Source organism: Geobacillus sp. YF-1, assembly GCF_052692335.1.
The window spans coordinates 3,360,546-3,384,205 of the sequence record NZ_CP199850.1 but is presented as its reverse complement, the minus strand read 5'-3'; the positions used below and the strand labels follow the sequence as shown (position 1 = coordinate 3,384,205).

Annotated in this window: 19 protein-coding genes and 4 pseudogenes; 14 read left to right on the top strand and 9 right to left on the bottom strand. The window is 49.5% G+C overall.

The window, feature by feature from the left end; all coding sequences use genetic code 11:
• Positions 1-16: 16 nt before the first annotated feature.
• Entirely contained in the window at positions 17-1,318 is a 1,302-nt protein-coding gene (locus tag ACTVIM_RS16735; RefSeq protein ID WP_061912367.1) for an NCS2 family permease, read from the bottom strand.
• 101 nt (positions 1,319-1,419) lie between these two features.
• The gene (locus ACTVIM_RS16730) at positions 1,420-1,608 is read right to left on the bottom strand and encodes a 2-hydroxymuconate tautomerase (RefSeq protein ID WP_020961553.1); all 189 of its coding nucleotides are present in this window, start codon (positions 1,606-1,608) and stop codon (positions 1,420-1,422) included.
• A 131-nt stretch (positions 1,609-1,739) separates the two neighbouring features.
• Between ACTVIM_RS16730 and ACTVIM_RS16725 the strand changes: the two genes are divergently transcribed.
• Both ACTVIM_RS16725 and ACTVIM_RS16720 read left to right on the top strand, forming a co-directional pair.
• Positions 1,740-2,408 carry a site-2 protease family protein gene (locus tag ACTVIM_RS16725; protein WP_033023324.1) on the top strand — a complete coding sequence of 223 codons (669 nt, stop codon included), beginning with the start codon at positions 1,740-1,742 and terminating at the stop codon, positions 2,406-2,408.
• A gap of 18 nt (positions 2,409-2,426) precedes the next feature.
• On the top strand, positions 2,427-2,942 hold the full coding sequence (locus tag ACTVIM_RS16720) for a YwhD family protein (protein ID WP_033023326.1): 516 nt from the start codon (positions 2,427-2,429) through the stop codon (positions 2,940-2,942).
• Between the two features lie 154 nt (positions 2,943-3,096).
• Here the strand turns inward: ACTVIM_RS16720 and ACTVIM_RS16715 are convergent.
• Positions 3,097-3,301, bottom strand: a pseudogene (locus tag ACTVIM_RS16715) (IS701 family transposase); the annotation flags it as partial.
• Positions 3,302-3,584: 283 nt separating this feature from the next.
• Here ACTVIM_RS16715 and ACTVIM_RS16710 point away from each other — a divergent pair.
• Complete coding sequence (locus tag ACTVIM_RS16710) at positions 3,585-4,841, top strand: MFS transporter (protein ID WP_445613263.1); 1,257 nt, start codon at positions 3,585-3,587, stop codon at positions 4,839-4,841.
• Positions 4,842-4,941: 100 nt separating this feature from the next.
• Here ACTVIM_RS16710 and ACTVIM_RS16705 read toward each other — a convergent pair.
• The 3 genes and pseudogenes from ACTVIM_RS16705 to ACTVIM_RS16695 all read right to left on the bottom strand — a co-directional run.
• Positions 4,942-5,695 (bottom strand): annotated as a pseudogene (locus ACTVIM_RS16705) (transposase); the annotation flags it as partial.
• 63 nt (positions 5,696-5,758) lie between these two features.
• A complete protein-coding gene (locus ACTVIM_RS16700) occupies positions 5,759-6,268 on the bottom strand; it encodes a DUF4829 domain-containing protein (protein ID WP_445613262.1) in 510 nt (169 codons plus the stop codon).
• A 33-nt stretch (positions 6,269-6,301) separates the two neighbouring features.
• Positions 6,302-7,036 (bottom strand): SpoIID/LytB domain-containing protein, encoded by a 735-nt coding sequence (locus ACTVIM_RS16695; protein WP_445613261.1) that lies wholly within the window; start codon positions 7,034-7,036, stop codon positions 6,302-6,304.
• Positions 7,037-8,329: 1,293 nt separating this feature from the next.
• On the opposite strand from ACTVIM_RS16695, the pseudogene ACTVIM_RS16690 reads away from it, so the two are divergent.
• A pseudogene (locus ACTVIM_RS16690) lies at positions 8,330-8,587 on the top strand (fatty acid desaturase); the annotation flags it as partial.
• Positions 8,588-8,613: 26 nt separating this feature from the next.
• Positions 8,614-9,230, top strand: a pseudogene (locus tag ACTVIM_RS16685) (LysE/ArgO family amino acid transporter).
• A 605-nt stretch (positions 9,231-9,835) separates the two neighbouring features.
• Here the strand turns inward: ACTVIM_RS16685 and ACTVIM_RS16680 are convergent.
• Positions 9,836-11,119 carry an IS110 family transposase gene (locus tag ACTVIM_RS16680; protein ID WP_445613260.1) on the bottom strand — a complete coding sequence of 428 codons (1,284 nt, stop codon included), beginning with the start codon at positions 11,117-11,119 and terminating at the stop codon, positions 9,836-9,838.
• A 342-nt stretch (positions 11,120-11,461) separates the two neighbouring features.
• A complete protein-coding gene (locus tag ACTVIM_RS16675; protein ID WP_445613259.1) occupies positions 11,462-13,507 on the bottom strand; it encodes a transglycosylase domain-containing protein in 2,046 nt (681 codons plus the stop codon).
• Positions 13,508-13,725: 218 nt separating this feature from the next.
• Here ACTVIM_RS16675 and speE point away from each other — a divergent pair, with 218 nt between their 5' ends.
• The 8 genes from speE to ACTVIM_RS16635 all read left to right on the top strand — a co-directional run bounded on the left by speE (position 13,726) and on the right by ACTVIM_RS16635 (position 19,878).
• Positions 13,726-14,553, top strand: coding sequence for a polyamine aminopropyltransferase (gene speE, locus ACTVIM_RS16670; RefSeq protein ID WP_033021876.1), 828 nt, complete (start codon positions 13,726-13,728; stop codon positions 14,551-14,553).
• Between the two features lie 13 nt (positions 14,554-14,566).
• Positions 14,567-15,442, top strand: a complete 876-nt coding sequence (speB, locus tag ACTVIM_RS16665; protein ID WP_031406593.1) for an agmatinase — start codon at positions 14,567-14,569, stop codon at positions 15,440-15,442.
• A 102-nt stretch (positions 15,443-15,544) separates the two neighbouring features.
• Complete coding sequence (locus ACTVIM_RS16660) at positions 15,545-15,871, top strand: transposase (protein ID WP_011229672.1); 327 nt, start codon at positions 15,545-15,547, stop codon at positions 15,869-15,871.
• On the top strand, positions 15,868-16,740 hold the full coding sequence (locus ACTVIM_RS16655) for an IS3 family transposase (RefSeq protein ID WP_011231374.1): 873 nt from the start codon (positions 15,868-15,870) through the stop codon (positions 16,738-16,740). Before ACTVIM_RS16660 ends, ACTVIM_RS16655 begins: the two co-directional genes overlap by 4 nt.
• A 286-nt stretch (positions 16,741-17,026) precedes the next feature.
• Positions 17,027-17,404, top strand: coding sequence for a hypothetical protein (locus tag ACTVIM_RS16650; protein ID WP_063167162.1), 378 nt, complete (start codon positions 17,027-17,029; stop codon positions 17,402-17,404).
• A 119-nt stretch (positions 17,405-17,523) separates the two neighbouring features.
• The gene (locus ACTVIM_RS16645) at positions 17,524-17,955 is read left to right on the top strand and encodes a DUF1934 domain-containing protein (RefSeq protein ID WP_033021880.1); all 432 of its coding nucleotides are present in this window, start codon (positions 17,524-17,526) and stop codon (positions 17,953-17,955) included.
• 4 nt (positions 17,956-17,959) lie between these two features.
• On the top strand, positions 17,960-19,633 hold the full coding sequence (gene argS, locus ACTVIM_RS16640) for an arginine--tRNA ligase (protein ID WP_033021882.1): 1,674 nt from the start codon (positions 17,960-17,962) through the stop codon (positions 19,631-19,633).
• 74 nt (positions 19,634-19,707) lie between these two features.
• On the top strand, positions 19,708-19,878 hold the full coding sequence (locus tag ACTVIM_RS16635) for a XapX domain-containing protein (protein ID WP_033021884.1): 171 nt from the start codon (positions 19,708-19,710) through the stop codon (positions 19,876-19,878).
• Positions 19,879-19,956: 78 nt separating this feature from the next.
• Here the strand turns inward: ACTVIM_RS16635 and cls are convergent, their stop codons facing one another.
• Positions 19,957-21,159: a cardiolipin synthase gene (cls, locus tag ACTVIM_RS16630; RefSeq protein ID WP_445613258.1), complete on the bottom strand. Its 1,203-nt coding sequence runs from the start codon at positions 21,157-21,159 to the stop codon at positions 19,957-19,959.
• Between the two features lie 268 nt (positions 21,160-21,427).
• On the opposite strand from cls, the gene ACTVIM_RS16625 reads away from it, so the two are divergent.
• Complete coding sequence (locus ACTVIM_RS16625) at positions 21,428-23,524, top strand: heterodisulfide reductase-related iron-sulfur binding cluster (RefSeq protein ID WP_445613257.1); 2,097 nt, start codon at positions 21,428-21,430, stop codon at positions 23,522-23,524.
• Positions 23,525-23,660 lie beyond the last annotated feature (136 nt).

Genomic DNA, 23,660 nt, shown 5'->3' with positions numbered 1-23,660 from the left:
CATCGGGTTGATTCCATCAGTGCGGCAAAAACGCCAGCTGCAAAAAGAACAGCACCGCCAGCACGTACAGGAGCGGATGCACATCGCGCCAGCGGCCGCGAGCGATTTTTAAGAGCGGGTACGAGACGAAGCCGAGCGCGATGCCGGTCGCGATGCTCGAGGTGAGCGGCATGCTTAAGAGAATGAGAAAGGCCGGAAACGCCTCGTCGAGCTGATGCCACGAAATATGGGCGATATGGCTGATCATCAAGCTGCCGACGATGATGAGCGCCGGGGCGGTGATGGCCGATAACCCGGCGACCGCGCTGACCAGCGGGCTGAAAAAGGCGGCGATGACAAACAGGACAGCGACGGTGAGCGCCGTCCATCCGGTCCGCCCGCCGGCAGCGACCCCCGTGGACGACTCGATGTACGCTGACGTTGGGCTTGTGCCAAGCATGGCCCCGACCGTAGTCGCGACCGAGTCAGCCAAGAGCGCTTCGCGGGCGCGCGGCAGCGTGTTCCCTTTCATCAATCCCGCTTGCTGGGCGACGCCGATCATCGTGCCGGTCGTGTCAAACAGCGTCACAAGCAAAAAGGAGAAGACGACGGCGTACAAATGATGGCTGATCACATCCCCAACGGCCGCAAACGGATTGGCAACGATCACCCCGTCCGGCAGCGCCGGCAGCGACACGATGCCTTTGTCAAAGTGCAGTTGCCCGGTCGCATAGGCGATGATCCCGGTGATGACCATGCCGTAAAAGAGCGCTCCTTTGACGCCGCGCATCATAAGAACAAGCGTGACGGCGAGGCCGACAAGCGTCAACACGGCCGACGGGGCATGCAAGTCGCCAAGCGCCACCAAGTTTTGCGGGTGAGCTTTGATGATCCCGGTCAGCCGCAGGCCGATGAAGGCGATAAACAGCCCGATGCCGGCGGTGATACCGTGCTTTAAGCTGTCGGGGATCACTTCAATCAGCTTGCTGCGGAGCGGGGTGAGCGACAACAACAAAAACAGCACCCCGGCGACAAACACGGCGGAAAACGCCGTTCCGTACGAAATGTTGTCGTGCGAGCCAACCACCGAATAGGCGAAATAGGCGTTCAGTCCCATACCAGGGGCAATGGCGATCGGATAGTTGGCGAAAACCGCCATCCACAACGTCCCGATGATCGTGGCGATGACGGTGGCTGTAAACGCCTGCTCAAACGGGACGCCGGCGTCCGACAAGATGACCGGGTTGACGACGATGATGTACACCATCGTGAGAAACGTGGTCAACCCGGCGAGCATTTCCGTCTTGCGGTCAGTCTGTTTTTCGGCGAAACGAATCATGGGCGACCTCCTAAAAACGAACAATGTTAGAAACCATTATAATAATATTCGTTTTTTATAAAAAATGCAACGGGGGCGTTTTAGGCGCCCCCATCGCTTCTTCACTCCGCGTCGCTCAGCCGTTTTCCGGCGACGGCGTAATGATCTTTCGTCATTTCTTCAATGAAAACGACAACGCTCTCTTTTTTCGCTCCCGTCGTTTCCACAACGGCGTCCGTCACTTTTTCAACAAGCGCTTTCTTTTGCTCGTCCGTGCGGCCGGCGAGCATTTTGATCGTGACATACGGCATCATGGTTCCCCCATTTCCTTGTCGAGTGCTGTCGCGCTTATTATACCATGGAATGATGAAGTTCAGTCCACTTTTCGCGGCAAATCATGTATACTAAAAGTGGTGAATATAGGGGAAAGGGAGTTAATCAAGTGGAACATTTTTTTCCATATTCATTAAGTGAAATTCCGTACGTGCTCTTGACGCTGGCGTTAGCGTTTTCCGTGCACGAGTTCGCCCATGCGTACGTCGCCTACAAATTCGGCGACCCGACCGCGAAAAACCAAGGGCGGTTGACGTTATCGCCGTTGGCCCATTTGGATTTGCTTGGCACCTTGCTTATTTTTCTCGCTGGATTTGGCTGGGCGCGGCCGGTGCCGGTCAACCGCTTCCATTTTAAAAATCCCCGTCTGGCCGGCATTCTCGTTTCGGTTGCCGGGCCGCTCAGCAATCTTGTGCTCGCCGGGCTTGGGTTTGTCATTTGGTATGCGATGGTTGATTTCGGCATCATGCGGGCGCTGCCGGATTGGTTTGCTGCGGGGTTTGACCAGTTTTTTCAAATTTTTATCGGCCTGAATGCGGTGTTGTTTTTGTTTAATTTGTTGCCGTTTCCGCCGCTCGACGGGTATCGGATCATCGAAGATTTGGCTCCCGACGGTTTGCGGGCGAAGATGACGCAATGGGAGAGCTACGGGGCGTTGATTTTTCTAGTCCTTGTGCTGACGCCGCTTGACCGCTATACGATTGAGCCGGTGTTTCAGCTGGCGCTGCCGTTTGTGCTTGAGAGTCTGCAATCGGTTGTTGCTCGTTTGTTTATGTAAGGAAGGAGGAAACCGCGCATGGAGCAAAAAAAGAAAAAAACGATCGGCTTTAACATCATCAAAGACGATCCGACCGACGGGCACCGCGGTTTTGGCGCCGGGGCGTTGAGCTTAGAAAACGTCTCGCCGGTCATCATTGACGTCGAGGCGGGCGAAGCGTTCGTCGATATGGGGGCGATGCATGCGCGCAGCGCCGTCGAGCGCGGCATTAAGTTTTTGCCTGACCGTGCGGCCGTGCCGAACGGCAAGCCGTATTGGATCGTCTGGGTGACGATTGAACGCCGCGAGGACGGCCCGTATTACGCCGGGGTGACGGCGTGTGAAATGACCGTTGACCGCGAGGCGCGCCGCGGCTATAAGCTATTGCCGGAACATGTGAACCGTCTCGATAAATCGCTGAAGCGGCACATCATTGTCGATCATATGGATGCGAAATCCAAACGGGTGCTCGCCGACTTTTTGAAAGGCCACGACATCGACATGTGGAACCGTTCGAGCGATGAGCTGAAAAAAGGGCTTGAAGGCGAATTGTGACGGTTTTGTGAACATATTTGGGCAAGGGCTTGTTCTTGTCTGGAAAAAAGGATAAACTAAATCTACATGTATAACACAGGAAAACTAGGACAAGAAAATCCCCTGCCCATGCGCAGGGGATTTTCTTGAAAACTGTACATGAGCATTTTTTCATTTCTTGAAACTTCTCAAGCAGGTTTCCCTCGTTCCAAGGGCTTTTCGTGAAAAAGTGGCTCAATGTCGTTCGATGATTCGGGTGAAAACTCCAGTACCCGACATCCATCAATGTCCCCGAACATCCCTTGGTACAGGGCATCGACAAGATGAACGAGATGCTTGATGACCGGCTTCAAGAAATCAAGCGCCACCCCCAGCGTCATGAAAAATGGATGGATTCCTTGATGATGTGCTCATCGATTCCTAAGACATGAACCTCCTTGTGTGAATGGGTTTGAGCACATCTATTTTACTCAAGGAATCAGGTTCATGTCTCCTTTTTTGTTTGGCTGTAAATTTATGTTGGGGAATTTGCTCATCTACAGTACAGTAAATAATTGTAGATGAATAAGATTTTTTACATAAATTTGCATTTTAGCGATGAGATAGAAGCTTCAACAGTTGCCCATGCCATAGTAGACCTTTTAGCAGGAGTGATGATGAAAAATGAAAGAGATTAAACACATCATAAACACATACTATATCATTAATATTTTATATGGTATGGGTATAGCTGTGTTTGGTGCAACACTATATTTATATATGGAATCACTGCATTACAGTTATGCGGAAATGAACATTTTTTTATCCCTTTTTTGGATCGTAAGTTTTTTAACGGAAACTCCTTCTGGAATTATTGCTGATACATTCGGCAGGAAGAACACCATCATTAGTAGTTGTATAATTAGAAGTATCGGTTTACTTTTTTTATTTATAGATTGGGGGAATATTACATTTTTAATTTTAGGAGCGATCTTTACTGCAATAGGTGAATCGTTAAAGTCGGGTACGTTGGATTCTTGGATGATAGATCGTATTTTAGCTATAGATGAAACATTCACATTTGATAAAGTCTTTTCAATAAATAGCATGGCTGGCACGACAGTTAATTTATTGAGTGGATATTTGGGAGCGCAAGTTTTAGGTAATGTTGATTTGAGTTATCCTGTTTTGGCAGGGATTATACTGTTAATTATTTCGATGATTGTTGCGATATTGAAAATGAAAGAGCCTAAACGGAAGTGGGAAGAAAGCTCCCGTTTAACAAATATTGGTCGAAGTTTTAACATGTTGAAGGCAACAACAAAAGAAGGAATTCATTTTTTACGAAATGATAAGACATTTTTTCTAATCTGCCTGTCCTTTTTACCTTTGTCATTCATTGTTAGCGGACCGGGAAATCAATGGCAACTCTTTTTCCAAAATGGAACAAAAGATATCCATACAGGATATCTATGGATTGGTTTGAATCTCTGTAGTATTTTCGGGGCTTATTTGTCCAGAAAAATATCATCTCTGTCTGAAAACAAAATCTATATCCTCATAGGAAGTACCATATTAAATACGTTTTCCATTATTTTTTGCGTTTTAACAGGCGATGATCGAATTGCTTTACTATTATTTTTGTTACATGTGGTCATTACTGCTTCAGAAGAAGTCATTCGATATACGTTTTTGAATCAAAATATCAAAAATGAGAACAGGTCTACTTTACTCTCATTTTTCAACACTTTAGAAGCTGGAGCAACGATTCTGGCTTTACTGTTAAATGGATTCTTTTCGGATTTTTATGGGATAGGAAACGCTTGGTTAATCATGTCTATCATTTCGTTGGTGATTTCAATCCCCGTTTATTGGATTGTGAATTCTACTCTTAAAAAACATAAACTGGGGAAATCAAATGAAGTTATGAAGACAATCTAAAAGAACCTAATCTTAAAAGTGCATCTCTAAATTTATTACTGTAGATGAGCATTTTTCATTACAGTAATTTTCATTCCCTAAGAGACAAACAGGGTATCCCTTAGGCAACATGGAGCTGTTTTTTGATCACATCAATGGGAATCTCTTGCTTTGCGGCATCGTAGATGAACTCGACGATGCTGTGTCCTTTCCGAGACCGAAGAAGCTCCAGGCCGGAAGAGAGGTCTTGGTGAGATTCCGCGATGCTGGATACGCAGGCGAACAGCACCACTGCCCCATACCGTTTCACTGTCCGAACGTGGCGAACACGGTACCACCTGACTTCAGCTGGTCTTTGGCCTGCTGGAAAACGCATTCGATCGTCCAGCGCTGGGCATCGTAACGCAAGATCTCTTCATCGCTAAGCTCCCGGTCGGTGCTCACAACGACATGACATGGAGATGATCCGGTGCCATCGGTTCATCCGCCTTCCAAGCCAGCCGCACCACCGCGTCATCGAGGCCATGGATCGCTCCCTCGTAGCGATACACGCGGTAACGTTCGTTCCCCACCGTGACGAGGCGGGGGGGCGTTGGACTCGATATAGCGGGCAAACTCCTTCGCTTGGACGGCGATGCCTTTCGGATAGAGAATCCGGTTCGTCTTGAGTATGGCGATGACTGGAATCCTTGTTTCAGGCAGGCTTCGATGAGTGTTTGGGATGGATACCACGCACATCGGCCGAGTCCACTTTGCTTTGAGCGAGGAAAACCTCTCGATCGCTAGGTCGATCTTGCTTCTTCCCGCTGTTTTGTCATACAGATGAAACGCTTGCGTGAAGGTGTGTGCACCATCCGCCAAACGAGCGAATGCCCCAGACGGATGGATATTTGTGAGAGGAATGTTCATCTACAGTTTTTGTTCAGCAGTTTTATTTGTTAAGACTCTCTCTTAGGTGTATTTTCATCAGTATCAATTAGCCAAGGACTATCTCGATTTTCCTTAATGAGAATAAATCTTCGATAATTTTTCCCGCCTAAAGTGGGAACCAAATTAGGATCTTGTACCTTAATGTTAAGTTCCCCATAATAGACTTTGAGCGCAAAATATTGTTTATAATTCGGGTCAATGGGGCCTGAGTCATTAGAGATATCAACAAGCTTAGTGATGGTAACCTGCTTCATATTTTTAAGGTATTTACTATACTCTGGTTGCCCTTCAAATTTCAATTGCGGGCCTAGAAGCGATGCCGCATCTTGATATTTTTGTTTGTTGATATCCTGATAAAATTTTTCAATCACCTTTTGTGCCTCTGGGACAGGTGTTTTAACAATATTAGAACGAGCCGTTTGTGGCTCCTTTTGGTGTAAAGGCTTCTTTGCACTATCACCACATGAAGCTAATAAAAATAAAGCGAAAGTGATTACTACAAACATAAGTTTTTTCATTGTTTCTTCCCCTTCCAATATACGGCTGTAAATTTAATCTCCATTACCTGTAATGATAGATGTTCCAGGGTAGTAATAAGTTAACATCCATCTATACGTTTTTCCTTGATCGGCCCAATAATGCTCTCCATTTTGATATGCATTGTTGTTTATATTATAACTTGAGGAATCCCTATCCGGTCCATAGGAGCCCGCTTTGTAATAACCTGGGATTTCGGTCCCTCCGTAAATAAGTGCTTCACCTGATGTAGCACTGATAGCACTATTAGTCTTTGAAACTGCTGTGCCAGGTTTAAAAACTTGAGAATTTATCGTGTTATCTAATGCCGCGCCTATATTTGGGTATTTATAATGGTTTGTACAGTACCAAGCATAACTTCTAACAGAAACAGCGCCAGCTTTTAATGCCTCGCTAGGCCAAGAAGCAAACCATTCATTCGGTAGTACATTTTGAAGATAATAGCCAAAATCATAGGATTTTACTGGTCCTGTAGCAGTTGGATCATTTTTTTCTCTCATCAATACTTTTATTGTACTAGGTTCATATTGATACCAATAATCGGCATTTAAAGGCTTAATTGTCCCAGTAGTTGGTTCAGTTGTTTCACTAGGGCCATTGGATGGACGGTCATTTAAAGCACCTACGTAACCTGGGTCACTAGGTTGTAAGTTTTGAAGTCTCTCAGATCCAGCAGCAAATACATCATTATTTAATCCAATAACCAATATTGAAATACAAGTTGTTAAACTTATACTAAATTTCACCATAATATGCAATTTACCTCCCTATAAAATGTGATATTGTCAAAAGTTTGTCTTCCACACTCACGATTTTTCCTTGAATTTCAACGGTCGGTAGAAAAAAGCTAACCACCTACATTGTTTTCGGCCATCATTGAGGCAGCTGCACACTCAGTAGCCAAAACAAAGGAGTGACAAACTTTTACCTCAGTGACTTCCACTTGTTGTTTTTCGAGTTTTTCTCTTTCTATTCCCTTCTTCCATAGGTTGTTATGTTTTTTAAAATTGATCATAAGGTAAGAAAGTGGCTTATTACCACAACATTACGGTATACTTCTCTGAACAAGTGTATGCAAAAAATGATTTGTTTCCTGCTCTTTCTTGGTTGTATTAAGTAAGGTATATGATGAAAAAATCAAGTACAAATTTTGGTGAAGAGCCGTTTTCCACTTATTTCGACAAGTTTTAACTTGTAGTTATCATCTGGAAGCCCACTTGTTCGTAACGATTTGTTGGTTCCATCAGAAGATACTGTACTAATCGTTTCTCCTTACTATAACCAAGAAAACCCTTGCGGTAAGCCTCTATAGAAACAGTTCTTTCTAAAGTATATTTGTTGAGAGTGGGTAACAGGAGATATGGTTCATCCGATACATCCAGTGACCCGATTGTCATGACGGAAGTAGTAAAATAACCATCGTATTTGTCACTTGCAGTCAAAGCAACTATTGCAAAAGCCAAGCTAAAAACACCAATGATAGCTGATAATATTTTTATTATTTTAATTTTAAGAAGCTATTAAATTATTAAAATTTCCGTTTACAACTACATTATGAATTAAAAGGAGGGAATTTACAAAACAATTCATTCTAAAAAATACGACTATTTTCTACAAATGTTGACATGCAACGTCATCTTTGTCGATTTCACTGTACGGCTCACCTTTCTTCATTTTCCGAATAATATTTCAATAAGAAATCGATAAGCTGTAAATATCAAAGGGGGAGACTTCACTCTATACTGTAGATGAGGTGGTACATTGATTCTAACCAAGGAATCGGGTTCATGTCTCCTTTTTTGTTTGTAAATTTATGTTAGGGAATTTGCTCATCTAAATATTTACAAAAAATTATAAATATTTTATTATTCATTATATGTTGGTTTATATATAAAAAAGAGGAGGGTGAATATGCAGACAGAGAAACATAAAAGGATAAAAGCAAATTTTTCTCCGGAACTGCGTTCAAAAATCCAAAAACTGTACGCTAGGAATAATTGGTATAACTTCTTGGCAATTGGTTATGATTGGTTCATAGTTTTAGACATACTTTTTGTACCCCAATAGGAAGATTCTTTTTACATCCACATCATGACAATTATCACCTTGTACATCATTTGTTTCCTGCGATTCCCCACTATAACTTAAAGAAGGCACATTTAATCCTAATGGAGGACGCTGCATACAGAGAGGCTCATCATTGTACGGGATTTTTTCAATCATTCTTACCAGGGTTTTATAGTGTCATTGAGGATATATGTGGCATCTCTTTTGATCGAAGTAAAGGTAACATTAGTTAATGGGTTCATGAAAAGGTGGGAGCATCATGTTGACAGCATTGCTTCATGGGATTGCATTAGCTTTTGGATTAATTCTACCCCTCGGTGCGCAGAATGTCTTTGTTTTCAACCAAGGGGCCTCACAGCCAAAGTTCAGAGGGGCAGTTCCAGTAATCATTACAGCTTCGCTTTGTGATACTTTACTCATTTTGTTAGCTGTTTTTGGAGTCTCTGTTCTTGTTTTTACGGTTCCTTTACTACAAACTGTACTCTTTTCTTTAGGGTTATTCTTCTGATTTATATGGGGTGGTCTATTTGGAATAGCGACCCTGCAAGCTTAAGGAAGAATGAAGTTGCGTTGACTCCTAAAAAACAGATTATGTTTGCATTATCGGTGTCCCTTCTCAACCCACATGCCATCCTAGATACAGTGGGGGTGATTGGAACTAGTTCGCTGAATTACAATGGATTAGACAAAGTGGTGTTTACTATTGCGACCATTTCGGTTTCTTGGATTTGGTTTTTATGTCTTGCCATTGCCGGAAGAATAGTCGGTAATTTCGATACAACGGGAACACTTTTAAAAATGGTAAATAAACTATCAGCTTTGATCATATGGGGAGTGGCTGTATACATAGCCGTTCAATTGTATAAAATGTTGTAAGTAGGACTACCTGTAGTGTTCCGTGTACACTCCAGAAATACACGCAAACGAAACCGTTCTAGAAGGCCGGTGAAAAACGGTTGTTTCTGTTGAGCAATGGGAGATCGTTTGAAAGGAGATCCTGATGTGACAAGGTTTTTCTATTGGAGAAACGGACCTGACAAGCGGCTTGCTCCCTTAAATCACCAGCCTCTTAGGATTCCATCACCATCCTCCCTCCCTCTATAAATATTGATGTATCAAGGCTTTGCGGCCTCTCAGGGGTGTCAAAAAAATATTTTTCGACAAAATCCCTTACATCCTTTTTCAGTTTTGTGGATATCTTACAGACCTAGGGTGCGCTTCGCGGCCACTGCTGGGTATTTTTTACTGCAGTGGGAAGAAGCGTATTCGATGCACCCTTGGATCTCTGCATCGCTGATGAGGACGAACCCTCCCATGTCTCCGGGCGTCTTCGCGCCAACATTCCCTCGTTCGGTCTCTTCATCAGGCAGAGGCCGGCTAAGCTCCTACAGGGACTCAAGGTCGAATGGATGATATCGCGCCAGCTTCTCCGGTGTCATCCTGTTGTCAAGAGAATTCCGTTTTACGCGAGAAGACAGGCACTAGGCGGCCCGGACTTGAACATGGGCAAAGACATCTTGCCTCATTCGTTCTCCATCAAACGCTTGCTTCTTCGTGCAGATGGTAAACAACACCTTGAGCAGTTTGCCGCACAACACCACGATCGATTGTTTTTTGGACAGCGGATTCACCGCCCGGGTCGTGTAATCATTATGCAACTCGCGAAACGCCTCATTATGGCGGATCAGGGGGATCATCGTCCGAAACAAAACCGAACGCAGCCGTTTTCGTCCCCGTTTCGAGATCCGTTTTTGCCCTTTGTGCTGGCCGGAGGAGTTCTCCTTGAGCGTCAGGCCCGCTAATTTGATCAGTTGCCGCGGGTCCCGGTAGTGGGCAAAGCTCCCGATCTCGGCCAACAGGTCAACGATCGTGGCATCTCCCAGACCATCCACCGTTTTCAACCACTGATATTCCACGGTCGTTTGCGCCAATGCCGTCAGTTCCGCATCCAGCGCGGCGATTTCCTCCTCCAATTGGCGATATCGGCGGACGAGCGCGGCGATCTCCAAACGGGCCATCTGCTGTCCTTCCGTCACGCCAATGGAATGGCTCGCGGCCTCAAGCAGCTTCCGGATTTTCGGTTTCTGGGGCGCTTTCAGCCCTTCACTTTGCCGGTAGATCTCCACAAGCTCCTCCACGGTGCGGCCGGTGATCTCCTCCGGAAACGGGGTGAGTTCCAGCACGGCCAGCGCCATTTTCCCAAAGTTGGAGAAGACGGCGGAGAACTCAGGAAAATACCGGTCGGTCCAACGGATCATCGCGTTGCGCACGGCTGTATGCTCTTTCATGAACTTCTCCCGCAGCGTGCTCCCCACGCGTAAATCCGCTTCGATGTCGCGAAGGAGCCGAGGGAAGCTAAACCGCCCGTCTTTCGCCAGTCTGGCAATGACCAGTGCGTCTTTGGCATCGTGTTTCGTCGGCAGATTGTCATCGAGCTCTTTCGATCGGCGCACATGCGCAGGATTGACCATGACCAACGGGATCCCTTTTTCCTCAAGGAAATAGGCCAGGTTCAACCAGTAGTGCCCGGTCGGCTCGATCGCCACGATGACCTTGGTTTTCCCAAACTCGTTCATCGCTTGTCGAATGCGCTGATCCAGCTGCTCAAAGCCTTGTTTCGACTGGATGACGGGAAACGATTTCTGGAGCACGCGTCCTCGGGCATCGACGAAGCAGGCGTAGTGCTTTCGTTTGGCGATGTCCATCCCTACCACGAGTGTTTCATCCGTGACTTGATTGATCTTGTGATTTTGTGTACAATTCATCTGAAGTCCTCCTTGGCATGAATTCAGGGTCCATTTGTTGGTTGACACCCCTGCATCATACCAAGAGGGCTTTTTTTGTTCAAGTCCTCGGAAAAGCTTCTAACAGGAATGCTCCTAGAAGGCTGGTAAAAAACATTGGTTTCCCTTGGTCGATGAATAAAAGTGTGCGGTGTTGCAAGGCTTTTCTATTTGAGAAACGATGCTAGGAAGCAGTGTGCACGATTTCATCCCCCTCCTCCTAGGTACACGCCCGAAATATGCCAAAATGCCTCTCGTCCCTTTGGTATCAAGGGATGAGAGGCATTTTGTTTGCCTAGTCACTGTCGAACTCGGGCTTCTGATTTAAAACCACGGGAACCATTTCTCAAACCAGCTTTTTCCGTCTTCTTTTTTCTTCTTTTTCTTTTCCAGATGGTCGGTGCAATAGTCAGTCGGTTCGGTGCCGATGAGATAATACGTTTTTCGCTTCACCGGACAAGCGTCGGTGGCCAGCTTGCCGTTTTGCGGGTCGATGTCGACGCCGATGACTCCTTTCGTAGGTTTGAATGACCGTTTTGGTTCATCGGCGAGCCCTTCTTCCATAAAGTGAACCCAGATTTGTTTGGCGTATTGTTTTTCGTCAAAGCGATCTAGTGGCTCGCCGCGGTCGTAGCCGGTCCAGACGCCGGCGACTAGTTGTGGGGCGAACCCGATCATCCAACTGTCCGTTTTTGTCGTTCCCGACTTGCCGGCGTAGGGTCGTGTGATGTCATCGGCGATCGACTGTCCAGTGACGGTGGTGTAGCCGTTTAACTTTGGATCGAACATCCCGGTCATTAAATGGGCCGTCACAAACGCCGCGTCGCGGTCGAGCACTTGCCGGCTTGCCGGCTGGTGCTCGTAGATCACGTTGCCGGCGCTGTCGACTACTTTTTTAATGAACACTGGGTCGTTTCGTTTGCCGTAGTTGGCGATGGTGCTGTAGGCGGCGACCATGTCGATCACCCTCACTGGCGAAGTGCCGAGCGCCAATGACGGCACGGCTTTTAGCTTGCTCGTGATGCCGAGCGTCTTCGCTGTGTCAACGAGTTTGTCGGCTCCGATAAATTGCAGCGTCTTGACCGCAAAGACGTTGTCGGATACAGCGAGCGCTTGGGCGAGGGTAATTGGGCCGTTCGCATAATAGTCATTGTAGTTATGAGGCGTGTACCTCGCCCGGCCGTCATCAAACGTAAACGTCGTCAGTTCGCTGCGCAGCTGGGTCGATGGCGTGAATCCTTGCTCGATCGCCGCGTAATACAAAAATGGTTTGAACGTCGACCCCGGCTGGCGTTCCGCCTGCACCGCCCGGTTGAACGGGCTCTCTTGATAGTTTCGCCCGCCGACGAGCGCTTTTACTTCTCCGGTTCGCGGATCCATGGCGACCAGCGCCGCCTGAATGGCCGAGTTTGGGTTGATGATGCGCGCGATTTGCTCCTCGGCAATTCGTTGCAGACGCGGATCGAGCGTCGTATAGACGCGCAGCCCCCCAAGCTCGATCGTCCGCTCATCAAGGCCAAGCTTCGTGCGCAGCTGCTGCTTGACGACATCTTGAAAATACGGGGCGATCGGCTGCTCGCGTTCATGATGCCGAACGTAGACGAGTTTGGCACGGTAGGCCTGCTCCGCTTCTTGGCGGCTGATGTAGCCGGCTTCCGCCATGGAGAGAAGGACGATTTTTTGCCGCGCTTTCGCTCGCTGTTCATTGACGAACGGGGAGTAGTAATACGGCCCTTTCGGAATGCCGGCTAGCATGGCCGCTTCGCTGAGCGTCAGCTCGCTCGCGTGCTTGCCGAAATAGTAGCGGGCTGCTGCTTCGATGCCGTAAGCTCCGTGTCCGTAATAAATCGTATTTAAGTAGCCTTCCAAGATTTTGTCTTTGCTGTAGTTGGTTTCAAGGCGGATCGTATAAAGCGCCTCTTGAATTTTCCGCGACCACGTTTTTTCATGCGTCAAAAACAAGTTGCGCGCGTATTGCTGCGTGATCGTGCTCGCGCCCTCGACTTTCGCCATCGCCCGCACGTTGGCGATGACAGCGGCGGCGATCCGCTTAAAGTCAAAGCCGTGGTGGCTGTAAAACTTTCGGTCTTCCACCGCGATCGTTGCTTCTATGGCGTGCGGCGAGATGTCATCGAGACGAACCCAGTAACGCTTCTGCCCTTGGTCGCTTTCCCCGATTTTGCTGCCGTCATCGGCATAAAACAATGTCGTCTGCGGCACAGCGACCGGCGGTGCTCCTGCCATTTTGGCAAACAAAATAAAGCCCCCGAGAGCAGCGAAAGCAAAAACGGCGAGGAACACGGTGATAAAGACGGCGGCGCGCACATATTTCCACGTGCCCCGAAAACGGCTGCTCGGGATCGGTTCCATTGCCCATCCCCCCAACGGTTTCAGCGGTGCTTGACGCAGGCGCCTGCTTGATAGGGAGGCGCTTTCCGCTTTTCTTACTAGTATGAAAAAAATTTTGTTATTTTAAACTCGTTCCCCTTGCATTTTTGCTAGATTGCTCTATACTTTTTCATGTTTAGTTTTTTGTTGGCAAGGGAAACTTGATAGTAAGCAAACGCTCGGAGAAAGGATGTTACCGAATGGAACTATGGTTTACGGAAAAGCAGACGGAACATTTCGGCATCACGGCACGCATCATCCGCACTTTACATACAGAGCAAACGCCGTTTCAAAAGCTCGATATGGTCGAAACGGCGGAGTTTGGCAACATGCTCATTCTAGACGGCATGGTGATGACGACGCAAAAAGATGAATTTGTCTACCATGAGATGGTCGCCCATGTGCCGCTGTTTACCCACCCGCATCCGGAAAACGTGCTGGTCGTCGGCGGCGGCGACGGCGGCGTCATTCGTGAAGTGTTGAAGCACCCAAGCGTCAAAAAGGCGACGCTGGTTGAAATCGACGGCAAGGTGATCGAATGCTCGAAAAAATATTTGCCGGAAATCGCTGGCCAACTTGACGATCCGCGCGTCGAAGTGAAAGTCGATGACGGGTTTATGCATATCGCGAAAAGCGAAAATGAGTATGACGTCATTATGGTTGACTCGACAGAACCGGTCGGTCCGGCGGTCAACTTGTTCACAAAAGGGTTTTACGCCGGCATTGCCAAGGCATTGAAAGAGGACGGCATTTTCGTTGCCCAAACGGACAATCCGTGGTTTAAGGCGGATTTGATTCGCACCGTTTACCGTGATGTAAAGGAGATTTTCCCGGTTACGCGTCTATATACGGCGAACATTCCGACCTATCCAAGCGGGCTCTGGACGTTTACGCTCGGTTCGAAAAAATACGACCCGCTTGCGGTGAGCGACGACCGTTTCCATGACATTGAGACGAACTATTACACGAAAGAGCTGCACAAAGCGTGTTTTGTCTTGCCGAAATTTGTCGCCGATTTAACGAAGTAAGGGGGCGCAGGCGATGCGATTTGATGAAGCCTATTCAGGCAACGTGTTTATCGGCAGCCATCCGAATTTTGAAGAAAGCGAAGCCGTCATTTACGGAATGCCGATGGACTGGACGGTCAGCTACCGGCCCGGCTCGCGGTTCGGCCCGGCTCGCATCCGCGAAGTGTCGATCGGGCTTGAGGAGTACAGCCCGTATTTGGACCGTGAACTCAAGGACGTTCGCTACTTTGACGCCGGTGATATCCCGCTGCCGTTTGGCAATGCGGCGCGCAGTTTGGAGCTGATTGAGCAGTTTGTCAGAAGAGTGCTCGATGCTGGAAAATTTCCGCTCGGTCTTGGCGGTGAACACCTTGTCTCTTGGCCGGTGATCAAAGCGGTGTACGACTATTATCCGGATGTCGCCGTCATTCATATGGACGCGCATACCGACTTGCGCGAACATTACGAAGGCGAGCCGCTGTCGCACGCGACGCCGATCCGCAAGGTCGCTGACTTGATCGGACCGACGAACGTTTTTTCGTTTGGCATCCGTTCCGGCATGAAAGAAGAGTTTGAATGGGCGAAAGAAAACGGCATGTACATCGCCAAGTTTGAGGTGCTTGAACCGCTCCGTTCCGTGCTGCCGAAGCTCGCCGGCCGCCCGGTGTATGTGACGATCGACATCGATGTGCTTGATCCCGCTCACGCCCCAGGCACGGGAACGGTCGATGCCGGTGGGATTACATCGAAAGAACTATTAGCCGCCATCCATGAGATCGCCCGCTCCGACGTCCGCGTCGTCGGCGCCGATTTGGTGGAAGTCGCACCGATTTACGACCATTCGGAACAAACCGCCAATACAGCGAGCAAGCTTGTGCGGGAAATGCTGCTGGGTTGGGTGGCCAAGTGAATAGAGAAAAAAGCGTCTCCATCGCAAATGATATTATCCCTCTAGTGTAGACAGTTGGGAAAATGCCCATACTGTCAGTAAAAACACTGGAGGGATTTGTTTATGTTCGAGACCAAGCAAACACCGAAAGGGAAGACCACTTATTCCGTGGAGTTTAAATGGAGGGCTGTCCAGATGTACATCGAAGAAGGATGGGGATATAAGCGGATATGCCAAGAGTTAGGGATTCCCTGCACGAAAACGATCAGACTTTGGGTAAAACGTTACCATGAACATGGTCTAAAAGGGCTCGAAGAACGGCGCGGGACATCCAAGTCTCCATTCAAGGGAAGGCCTCGAAAAAAAGAGTGCAGTTTAGAGGAAGAGAATCGAAGACTGAAAGCAGAGAATGATTATTTAAAAAAGTTACGAGAGCTGGCAAGGAGGTGAAACCGAAAGAGCGGTTCTCGATCATTCAGGAGTTATCCAACACCTATCCGATTGCCTGGCTATGCCAACTGGCCGGTGTGTCAAGAAGTGGATACTATCGATGGATGAACCAGCAGGGAATCGTCACAGAGAAGCAAAAGGAAAATGAACAAATCAAACAAATGATCCTCGAATGCCATCAAAAGGTCAATGGGATCTATGGATACTACCGCGTGAAAGCATGGATAAAACGAAATTATGGGAAGACCGTGAATCATAAGCGAGTGTACCGACTGATGAAAGAGTTGGGGGTTCAGGCCAAAATCCGTCGAAAAAAGCCGAAGTATAAAGCGGGAAAGGAGAATATCGTAGCGTCGAACGTGTTAAACCGTGATTTTGTGGCCACTGCAGCCAACCAAAAATGGGTGACGGATATTACCTATGTGCCATTTCAAGGAACCTATTTGTATCTGTCTGCTATTAAAGATCTGTACAACAATGAAATCATTGCGTATCGCATCAGTCGTTCGAATGACTTAAAATTGGTGATCGAAACTGTCAAGGATGCCATCAAAAAACGGGATGCGCGAGGAGTCCTTCTCCATAGCGATCAAGGCTCCCAGTACACATCCCGCCAGTACCATCAACTGCTGAAGGCTCATCATATCATTCCTAGTATGTCCAGAAGAGGAAACTGTTTAGACAATGCCTGCATGGAAAATTTTTTCGGGCATTTGAAATCGGAAATGGTGGACCTTCCCACCTTTGAAACGGAAGAGGAAATGATCGAGGCGATCGATCAGTACATGTATTTTTATAATTATGAACGGTGCCAGAAAAAACTAGACTACCTCAGCCCAGTGGAATACCGAATTGCCCAAGCAGCCTAGCAGACGAACGGCTGAGAATGTCTCCTTCTTCAGCTTGCCAACGATGAAGTGGAATGAAGGAGACGTTGTCAAGTGCTTTCCTTGACAACGTTTCCTCATTCCACTATCCTAACAAGCAGCTGAAGAAGGTGGGTATTTTTCACACTGTCTACTTGACAGGGATATGTTCAAAATAGGCGGGGGCGCTTTTTTTGTAGGAGAAAGGTTGCAGGAATATGGACGTGCCATATGGAATAATATTCAATGCACTTAACAAATTTACCATTAGGAAGGGGATAAGGAAAAAGTGGGCATTAGGCTGATCAAAATTTCCGTTGTATACTTCGTCATCGGTGTCTTGATTGGACTTGGCATGTCGATGACCCATTCGTTTGTGCTCACACCGGTTCACGTCCATATCAACCTGTTAGGTTGGACGGCTTTGACGCTTGCGGGCATCATCTATCATTTATTCCCACAGGCAGCAGCGACGAAATGGGCGAAAGTCCATTTTTGGCTGCACAATATTGGCCTGCCGCTCATGATGATCGGTCTTATTTTTGTCGTGTACGGTCATGAGGCGTTCGTACCGTTGACGGCCTTCGGCGGAGTACTTGTTGTCCTCGGCGTCATTTCCTTTGCCATTGCCGTGCTGCAACGCGTTCGCGCCTCATCGTCAAGCTGAGATGACTAGGCTCAAAGCGCTTGCTTTGGGCCTTCTCTTTTTCTCGCCCCTTGAATCGGGCGGAACAGTTCTTTATACTTATTGTTATGACTGGGTTCGCAAAGGTGTGTTCAGCAAATATGAACGAAACAAACGGGATTCCGGTGCGGCTTCGTCAAGTGGCCGTCATCCGCGACGGTGCGCACCAAGAGACGATCGCGCTTGAAGTGGACGGCATGTATTACATAAAGGGGACAACGGTGTATTTGCAGTTTGTCGAGGAAAACGAACTCGGACGGGTGAACAACATTGTGAAAATCGCGCCTGACGAGGTGACCGTTCTCCGTTCTGGGGCGGTTGAGATGCGGCAAACGTTCCGCTGCCAGCAGGAAATGCCGGGCCATTACCAAACGGTGTTTGGACGGTGGGGGCTGGCGACAAAAACGGAGGCGATCGAGTTCCGATATGACGAAAGACGGAAACAAGGGCAGCTCTTTCTCTCATATGAGCTGATGCTAGAGCACGAGCGGAGCGGGCGCCATACGTTGACGCTAACATTTAAGGGGGTATAGGCCGATGAACATTGTCGGACAGATGAAAGAAAAGCTGAAAGAGGAAATTCGCGAGGCGGCGGTCAAAGCCGGTCTGACAGCTGCCGAAGAGCTGCCGGACGTGCTCTTGGAGGTGCCGCGCGACAAGGCGCATGGCGACTACTCAACGAACATCGCCATGCAGCTCGCCCGCATCGCGAAAAAGCCGCCGCGGGCGATCGCTGAAGCCATCGTCGGGCAGCTTGACCGCGAGCGGGTGTCGGTTGAGCGCATCGAGGTAGCAGGGCCGGGCTTTATCAACTTTTATATGGACAACCGCTATTTGACGGCGGTCGTGCCGGCGATTTTGCAGGCGGGGCAAGCGTATGGCGAGTCGAACGTCGGCAACGGGGAAAAAGTGCAAGTCGAGTTCGTCTCCGCCAATCCGACCGGCGATTTGCATTTAGGCCATGCCCGCGGCGCGGCGGTCGGCGATTCGCTTTGCAACATTTTAGCGAAAGCCGGGTTCGACGTGACGCGCGAATATTACATCAATGACGCCGGCAAGCAAATTTACAACTTGGCGAAATCGGTCGAAGCCCGTTATTTTCAGGCGCTCGGTGTCGATATGCCGCTGCCGGAGGACGGCTATTACGGCGACGATATCGTCGAAATCGGCAAACAGCTTGCGGCTGAATACGGCGACCGGTTTGTCGAAGTGGGGGAAGACGAGCGGCTTGCCTTTTTCCGCGACTACGGGCTCCGTTATGAGCTTGAGAAAATCAAGAAAGACTTGGCCGACTTCCGCGTGCCGTTTGACGTCTGGTATTCGGAAACATCGCTTTATGAAAGCGGCAAAATCGACGAGGCGCTCGCTACGCTGCGTGAGCGCGGCTATATTTACGAGCAGGACGGAGCGACATGGTTCCGTTCGACGGCGTTCGGGGATGACAAAGACCGCGTGTTGATTAAACAGGACGGTACGTATACGTACTTGCTCCCGGACATCGCCTACCATCAAGACAAGCTGCGGCGCGGGTTCCAAAAGCTCATCAACATTTGGGGAGCGGACCATCACGGCTACATTCCGCGCATGAAAGCGGCGATCGCCGCGCTCGGCTATGACCCGGAGGCGCTCGAAGTCGAAGTCATTCAAATGGTGAATCTATATCAAAACGGCGAGCGCGTCAAAATGAGCAAGCGCACCGGCAAAGCGGTGACGATGCGCGAGCTGATGGAAGAGGTCGGTGTCGATGCCGTTCGCTATTTCTTTGCCATGCGCTCGGGCGATACGCATTTGGATTTTGACATGGATTTGGCCGTGTCACAGTCGAATGAAAACCCGGTTTACTACGTCCAATACGCGCACGCCCGCGTTTCCAGCATTCTTCGCCAAGCGGAGGAACAACACCTTTCCTACGATGGCGATGTAGCTCTTCATCATCTTGTCGGGACGGAAAAAGAGGTCGAGCTGCTCAAAGTGCTCGGCGATTTCCCCGATGTCGTCGCCGAGGCGGCGCTCAAGCGGATGCCGCACCGCGTCACCGCCTATGCGTTTGAGTTGGCATCGGCGCTTCACAGCTTTTACAATGCGGAGAAAGTGCTTGACCTAGACCATATCGAAAAAACGAAAGCCCGCCTCGCGCTTGTCAAGGCGGTGCAAATCACGCTGCAAAACGCGTTGACGCTGATCGGCGTTTCAGCGCCCGAGCAGATGTAATCATCGAGGGGGAGCGGCTACCCCCTCTTTCGTTTGGGCATTCTAAGGAAAAATGACAGCGGAGGATGCAACCTATGAAAGAAATCGTATTATCGCTTGTCACTGGCATGGTGGTCGGGTTTTTGTTTACGCTGTTCCGTCTGCCGATTCCGGCTCCCCCAGCGTTGGCCGGCATCGCCGGCATCGTCGGGGTGTATCTCGGCATGCGGCTGTTTCAATGGCTGGCGATATTTTGGCGATCCTAACCGGACCATCGCCCCGTTCGGCGTGACATCAACGGCGTTATACGCCGGGCCGGATGGGGCGCATTCGTTTTGAGCGGATTACAGCCAGGCGGAGATCAGCTGGGAAATCGATTGTTTGCCGCGGTCAAGGAGCGAACGCCTTTCCAAAAAGGCGAGCGTCAGCGGTTCGGAGCGCGTCAAGTCGCGTTTGAACGCCTGTTTGACGAGATGAGTGAACGCCCGATCAAACACGTAGCAGTTAATTTCGCTGTTGAAAAACAAGCTGCGGCGGTCAAAATTGGCGGTGCCGATGTCGCACCATTCATCGTCAATGATAAGCGTTTTGGCGTGGTAAAATCCTTGGTAAAAACGGTAGACGTGCGCACCGGCCTCAAGCAGCTGGGCAAAGTACGGATAGGCGGCCTCCCTGACAAACAAATGATCGGCTTTCAGCGGTACGAGCACGGTGACGCGCACCCCGCGCTCGAGCGCCTTCATCAGCTCGTGAAACAGCGACCGGCTTGGAATGAAGTACGGGCTGCCGATCATAATTTCCTTTTTAGCGCGGCGGATGGCCTCGATGTATTGTTCTTCGAGCGTCGAGCCATCGGTGGCGATCAATTGGTGGTGAACGGCGCCGGCAGGAAGCGCCGGGAAATAGCGGCTGTTGTCAGGGACCGTTCGGCCCGTCGCTTCTTCCCAGTCGTGCAAAAACTGCTTTTGCAAGTCGCAAACCCCTTCGCCGCTCATTTTGATGTGATAGTCGCGCCATTCGCCGAAGTTGGCGTCTTTCCCGCTATATTCGCGCCCGATGTTAAAGCCGCCGATATAGCCGACCCGTCCGTCGATGACGGTGATTTTGCGGTGGTTGCGGCGGTTGAGGCGATAAATGAGAAACGGAAAGCACGGCGGGCGCGCGTAGGCAAACTCCACTCCGCTTTTGGCAAGCGAACGAACGAGCGCCCTTGGAAGCCCAAGGCCACCGACCCAGTCGACCAGCACCCGCACTTTCACCCCTTCAGCCGCTTTTTTCTTCAAAAGTTGGAAAAACGGCGCGGTCATTTCGTCGTTTTTGATGATGTAAAACAAGATGTGAATATGGTCGCGGGCGCGGCCCAGCTCGGCAAAATAATCGGAAAATAAATGGTTCCCGTTGACAAACAGCGAAAGATCGCTTCGTCGCTGCGGATAGACGACGCTTTTGCGTCCGTTCCGAAAGACGAGTTGTCCGAGCTTGTCATCGAGGTAGATGAGAGCGAATAAAATAACGATGAAACTAGCGATGACGGCAATGACGGCCATGTTGTCTCCTCCTGTGTCACTTCAGTATTTATTAATGTGCCCGGGAAAACTCAAAATAGCAAAGGGGAACGATGGAATGGCGCGAGCGCCCGTCCAGGCGGCCTCGGCTCCCGCCGCCCGGTAATCATCGAGGGAAGTCGGCTTTGAAAAACGCGAAAAAATCTATTGACTGAATGCTCATTCATTATGTACAATAGACGTAAAGCAAATTCTGAAAATTTCCTTTGTTATGGCAAAGACAATGGAAGCGGGGGGAAGGGGAGAAAAGATGAACGCTTTATCGTTGGTGAACTGGCTCGCGTTTTTGTTTGTAACCGCTTACGCCGTCTATTTGTTCGCCTATGTCGTCAAAACGCGGGCGATGTACATTCAGCTTGGCAAAAAAGTCGAGTTTGACCAAAAGGTGAACGAGCGGCTGCGCAACATTTGGATCAACGTGTTCGGTCAGAAAAAGCTGCTCAAGGACAAGAAAAGCGGGCTCATTCACGTTGTCTTTTTCTACGGCTTTATTCTCGTTCAGTTTGGCGCGATCGATTTCATCATCAAAGGGCTCGCGCCCGGAGCGCATTTGCCGCTCGGGCCGCTGTATCCGGGGTTTACGTTTTTCCAAGAAATCGTCACGTTGCTCATTTTAATCGCCGTGCTCGCTGCTTTTTACCGCCGCTACATTGAAAAGCTCGTCCGCTTAAAGCGCGATTTTAAAGCCGGCCTCGTCCTGATTTTCATCGCTGGACTGATGCTGTCCGTGCTGTTTGGCAACGGGATGAGCATGATTTGGCACGGCGAAGAGGCGACATGGAGCGAGCCGGTTGCCTCGCTCATTGCCGGCGCGTTTTCCTGGGTCGGCGAAACGGGGGCCGCGGTGCTGTTCTTTGTTGCTTGGTGGGTGCATTTGTTGATTTTGCTGACGTTCCTCGTGTACGTCCCGCAATCAAAGCACGCCCATTTGATCGCGGCGCCTATCAACGTCTTTTTCAGCCGGCTGACACGGCCGAAGCTTTCGCCGATCAACTTTGAAGACGAAAGCCAGGAATCGTTTGGTGTCGGCAAAATTGAAGATTTTACGCAAAAGCAGTTGATCGACTTGTACGCCTGTGTCGAGTGCGGCCGCTGCACGAGCATGTGTCCGGCGACCGGCACCGGGAAAATGTTGTCGCCGATGGATTTGATTTTGAAGTTGCGCGACCATTTGACGGAAAAAGGAGCGGTCGTCACGTCGCGGGCGCCGTGGGTGCCGACGTTCGCTTTCAAAAACACAAGGGGCAACCAGCTCGCGTTCGCCGCTGCGTCGGAGCAGGCCGCTACGATCGAAATGCCGAGCTTGATCGGCGATGTCATCACCGAAGAAGAAATTTGGGCCTGTACGACGTGCCGCAACTGTGAAGACCAATGCCCGGTCATGAACGAACACGTCGACAAAATCATCGATTTGCGCCGCTACCTTGTCTTGACGGAAGGGCGGATGAATCCGGATGCGCAGCGGGCGATGACGAACATCGAGCGTCAAGGCAATCCGTGGGGCTTGAACCGAAAAGAGCGGGAAAACTGGCGCGAGCTGCGCGATGATGTGCATGTGCCGACCGTCAAAGAAGCGGCGAAAGCGGGAGAGGAAATCGAATACTTGTTCTGGGTCGGCTCGATGGGGTCGTATGACAGCCGGAGCCAAAAAATCGCCCTCGCTTTTGCCAAACTGCTGAACGAAGCGGGCGTCAAGTTTGCGATTTTAGGCAACAAGGAGAAAAACTCGGGCGATACGCCGCGCCGGTTAGGGAATGAATTTTTGTTCCAAGAGCTGGCGACGAACAACATCGCCGAGTTTGAAAAAGCGGGCGTCAAGAAAATCGTGACGATCGACCCGCACGCCTACAATACGTTCAAAAACGAATACCCGGATTTCGGGCTTGAGGCGGAAGTGTACCACCATACCGAACTGCTCGCCAAGCTCATCGAAGAAGGCCGCCTTGTGCCGAAATATCCGGTGAATGAACGCATTACGTTCCATGACTCGTGCTACTTAGGGCGCTACAATGACGTCTATGACGCACCGCGGAAAATTTTGCGCGCCATCCCGGGCGTCGAGCTTGTTGAGATGGAGCGCAACCGCGAGCGCGGCATGTGCTGCGGCGCCGGCGGCGGCCTCATGTGGATGGAGGAGACGACCGGCAACCGGATCAACGTCGCCCGCACGGAGCAAGCGCTCGCTGTCAACCCGACCGTCATCAGCTCCGGCTGTCCGTACTGCTTGACGATGCTGTCGGACGGCACGAAGGCGAAAGAGGTGGAAGACCGCGTCTTTACGTACGATGTCGCGGAACTGTTGGCGAAATCGGTGTTCGGCGAGGAAAAAGAAGAAGTCGCGTCATAAAAATAGTTGCCAAGACAATTTCTATTTTTTAAAATAGTAAGTATAATGAAAGAGGAGGTGTCGGTGGCGCACCTTCTCTTTTGCACCGCTATCGAGCGAGCGTTCAGTCTGCATTTTTGTAATCGCTTTCTTACTT

Excerpts from the sequence above, each read along its gene's own strand:
- ACTVIM_RS16730 (WP_020961553.1), bottom strand. The coding sequence starts at position 1,608 with ATGCCGTATGTCACGATCAAAATGCTCGCCGGCCGCACGGACGAGCAA.
- cls (WP_445613258.1), bottom strand. The coding sequence starts at position 21,159 with ATGGCCGTCATTGCCGTCATCGCTAGTTTCATCGTTATTTTATTCGCT.
- ACTVIM_RS16660 (WP_011229672.1), top strand. The coding sequence starts at position 15,545 with ATGTTCGAGACCAAGCAAACACCGAAAGGGAAGACCACTTATTCCGTG.
- ACTVIM_RS16625 (WP_445613257.1), top strand. The coding sequence starts at position 21,428 with ATGAACGCTTTATCGTTGGTGAACTGGCTCGCGTTTTTGTTTGTAACC.
- ACTVIM_RS16710 (WP_445613263.1), top strand. The coding sequence starts at position 3,585 with ATGAAAGAGATTAAACACATCATAAACACATACTATATCATTAATATT.
- ACTVIM_RS16700 (WP_445613262.1), bottom strand. The coding sequence starts at position 6,268 with ATGAAAAAACTTATGTTTGTAGTAATCACTTTCGCTTTATTTTTATTA.
- ACTVIM_RS16635 (WP_033021884.1), top strand. The coding sequence starts at position 19,708 with ATGAAAGAAATCGTATTATCGCTTGTCACTGGCATGGTGGTCGGGTTT.
- ACTVIM_RS16675 (WP_445613259.1), bottom strand. The coding sequence starts at position 13,507 with ATGGAACCGATCCCGAGCAGCCGTTTTCGGGGCACGTGGAAATATGTG.
- ACTVIM_RS16695 (WP_445613261.1), bottom strand. The coding sequence starts at position 7,036 with ATGGTGAAATTTAGTATAAGTTTAACAACTTGTATTTCAATATTGGTT.
- argS (WP_033021882.1), top strand. The coding sequence starts at position 17,960 with ATGAACATTGTCGGACAGATGAAAGAAAAGCTGAAAGAGGAAATTCGC.
- speB (WP_031406593.1), top strand. The coding sequence starts at position 14,567 with ATGCGATTTGATGAAGCCTATTCAGGCAACGTGTTTATCGGCAGCCAT.
- ACTVIM_RS16720 (WP_033023326.1), top strand. The coding sequence starts at position 2,427 with ATGGAGCAAAAAAAGAAAAAAACGATCGGCTTTAACATCATCAAAGAC.
- ACTVIM_RS16680 (WP_445613260.1), bottom strand. The coding sequence starts at position 11,119 with ATGAATTGTACACAAAATCACAAGATCAATCAAGTCACGGATGAAACA.
- speE (WP_033021876.1), top strand. The coding sequence starts at position 13,726 with ATGGAACTATGGTTTACGGAAAAGCAGACGGAACATTTCGGCATCACG.
- ACTVIM_RS16645 (WP_033021880.1), top strand. The coding sequence starts at position 17,524 with ATGAACGAAACAAACGGGATTCCGGTGCGGCTTCGTCAAGTGGCCGTC.
- ACTVIM_RS16735 (WP_061912367.1), bottom strand. The coding sequence starts at position 1,318 with ATGATTCGTTTCGCCGAAAAACAGACTGACCGCAAGACGGAAATGCTC.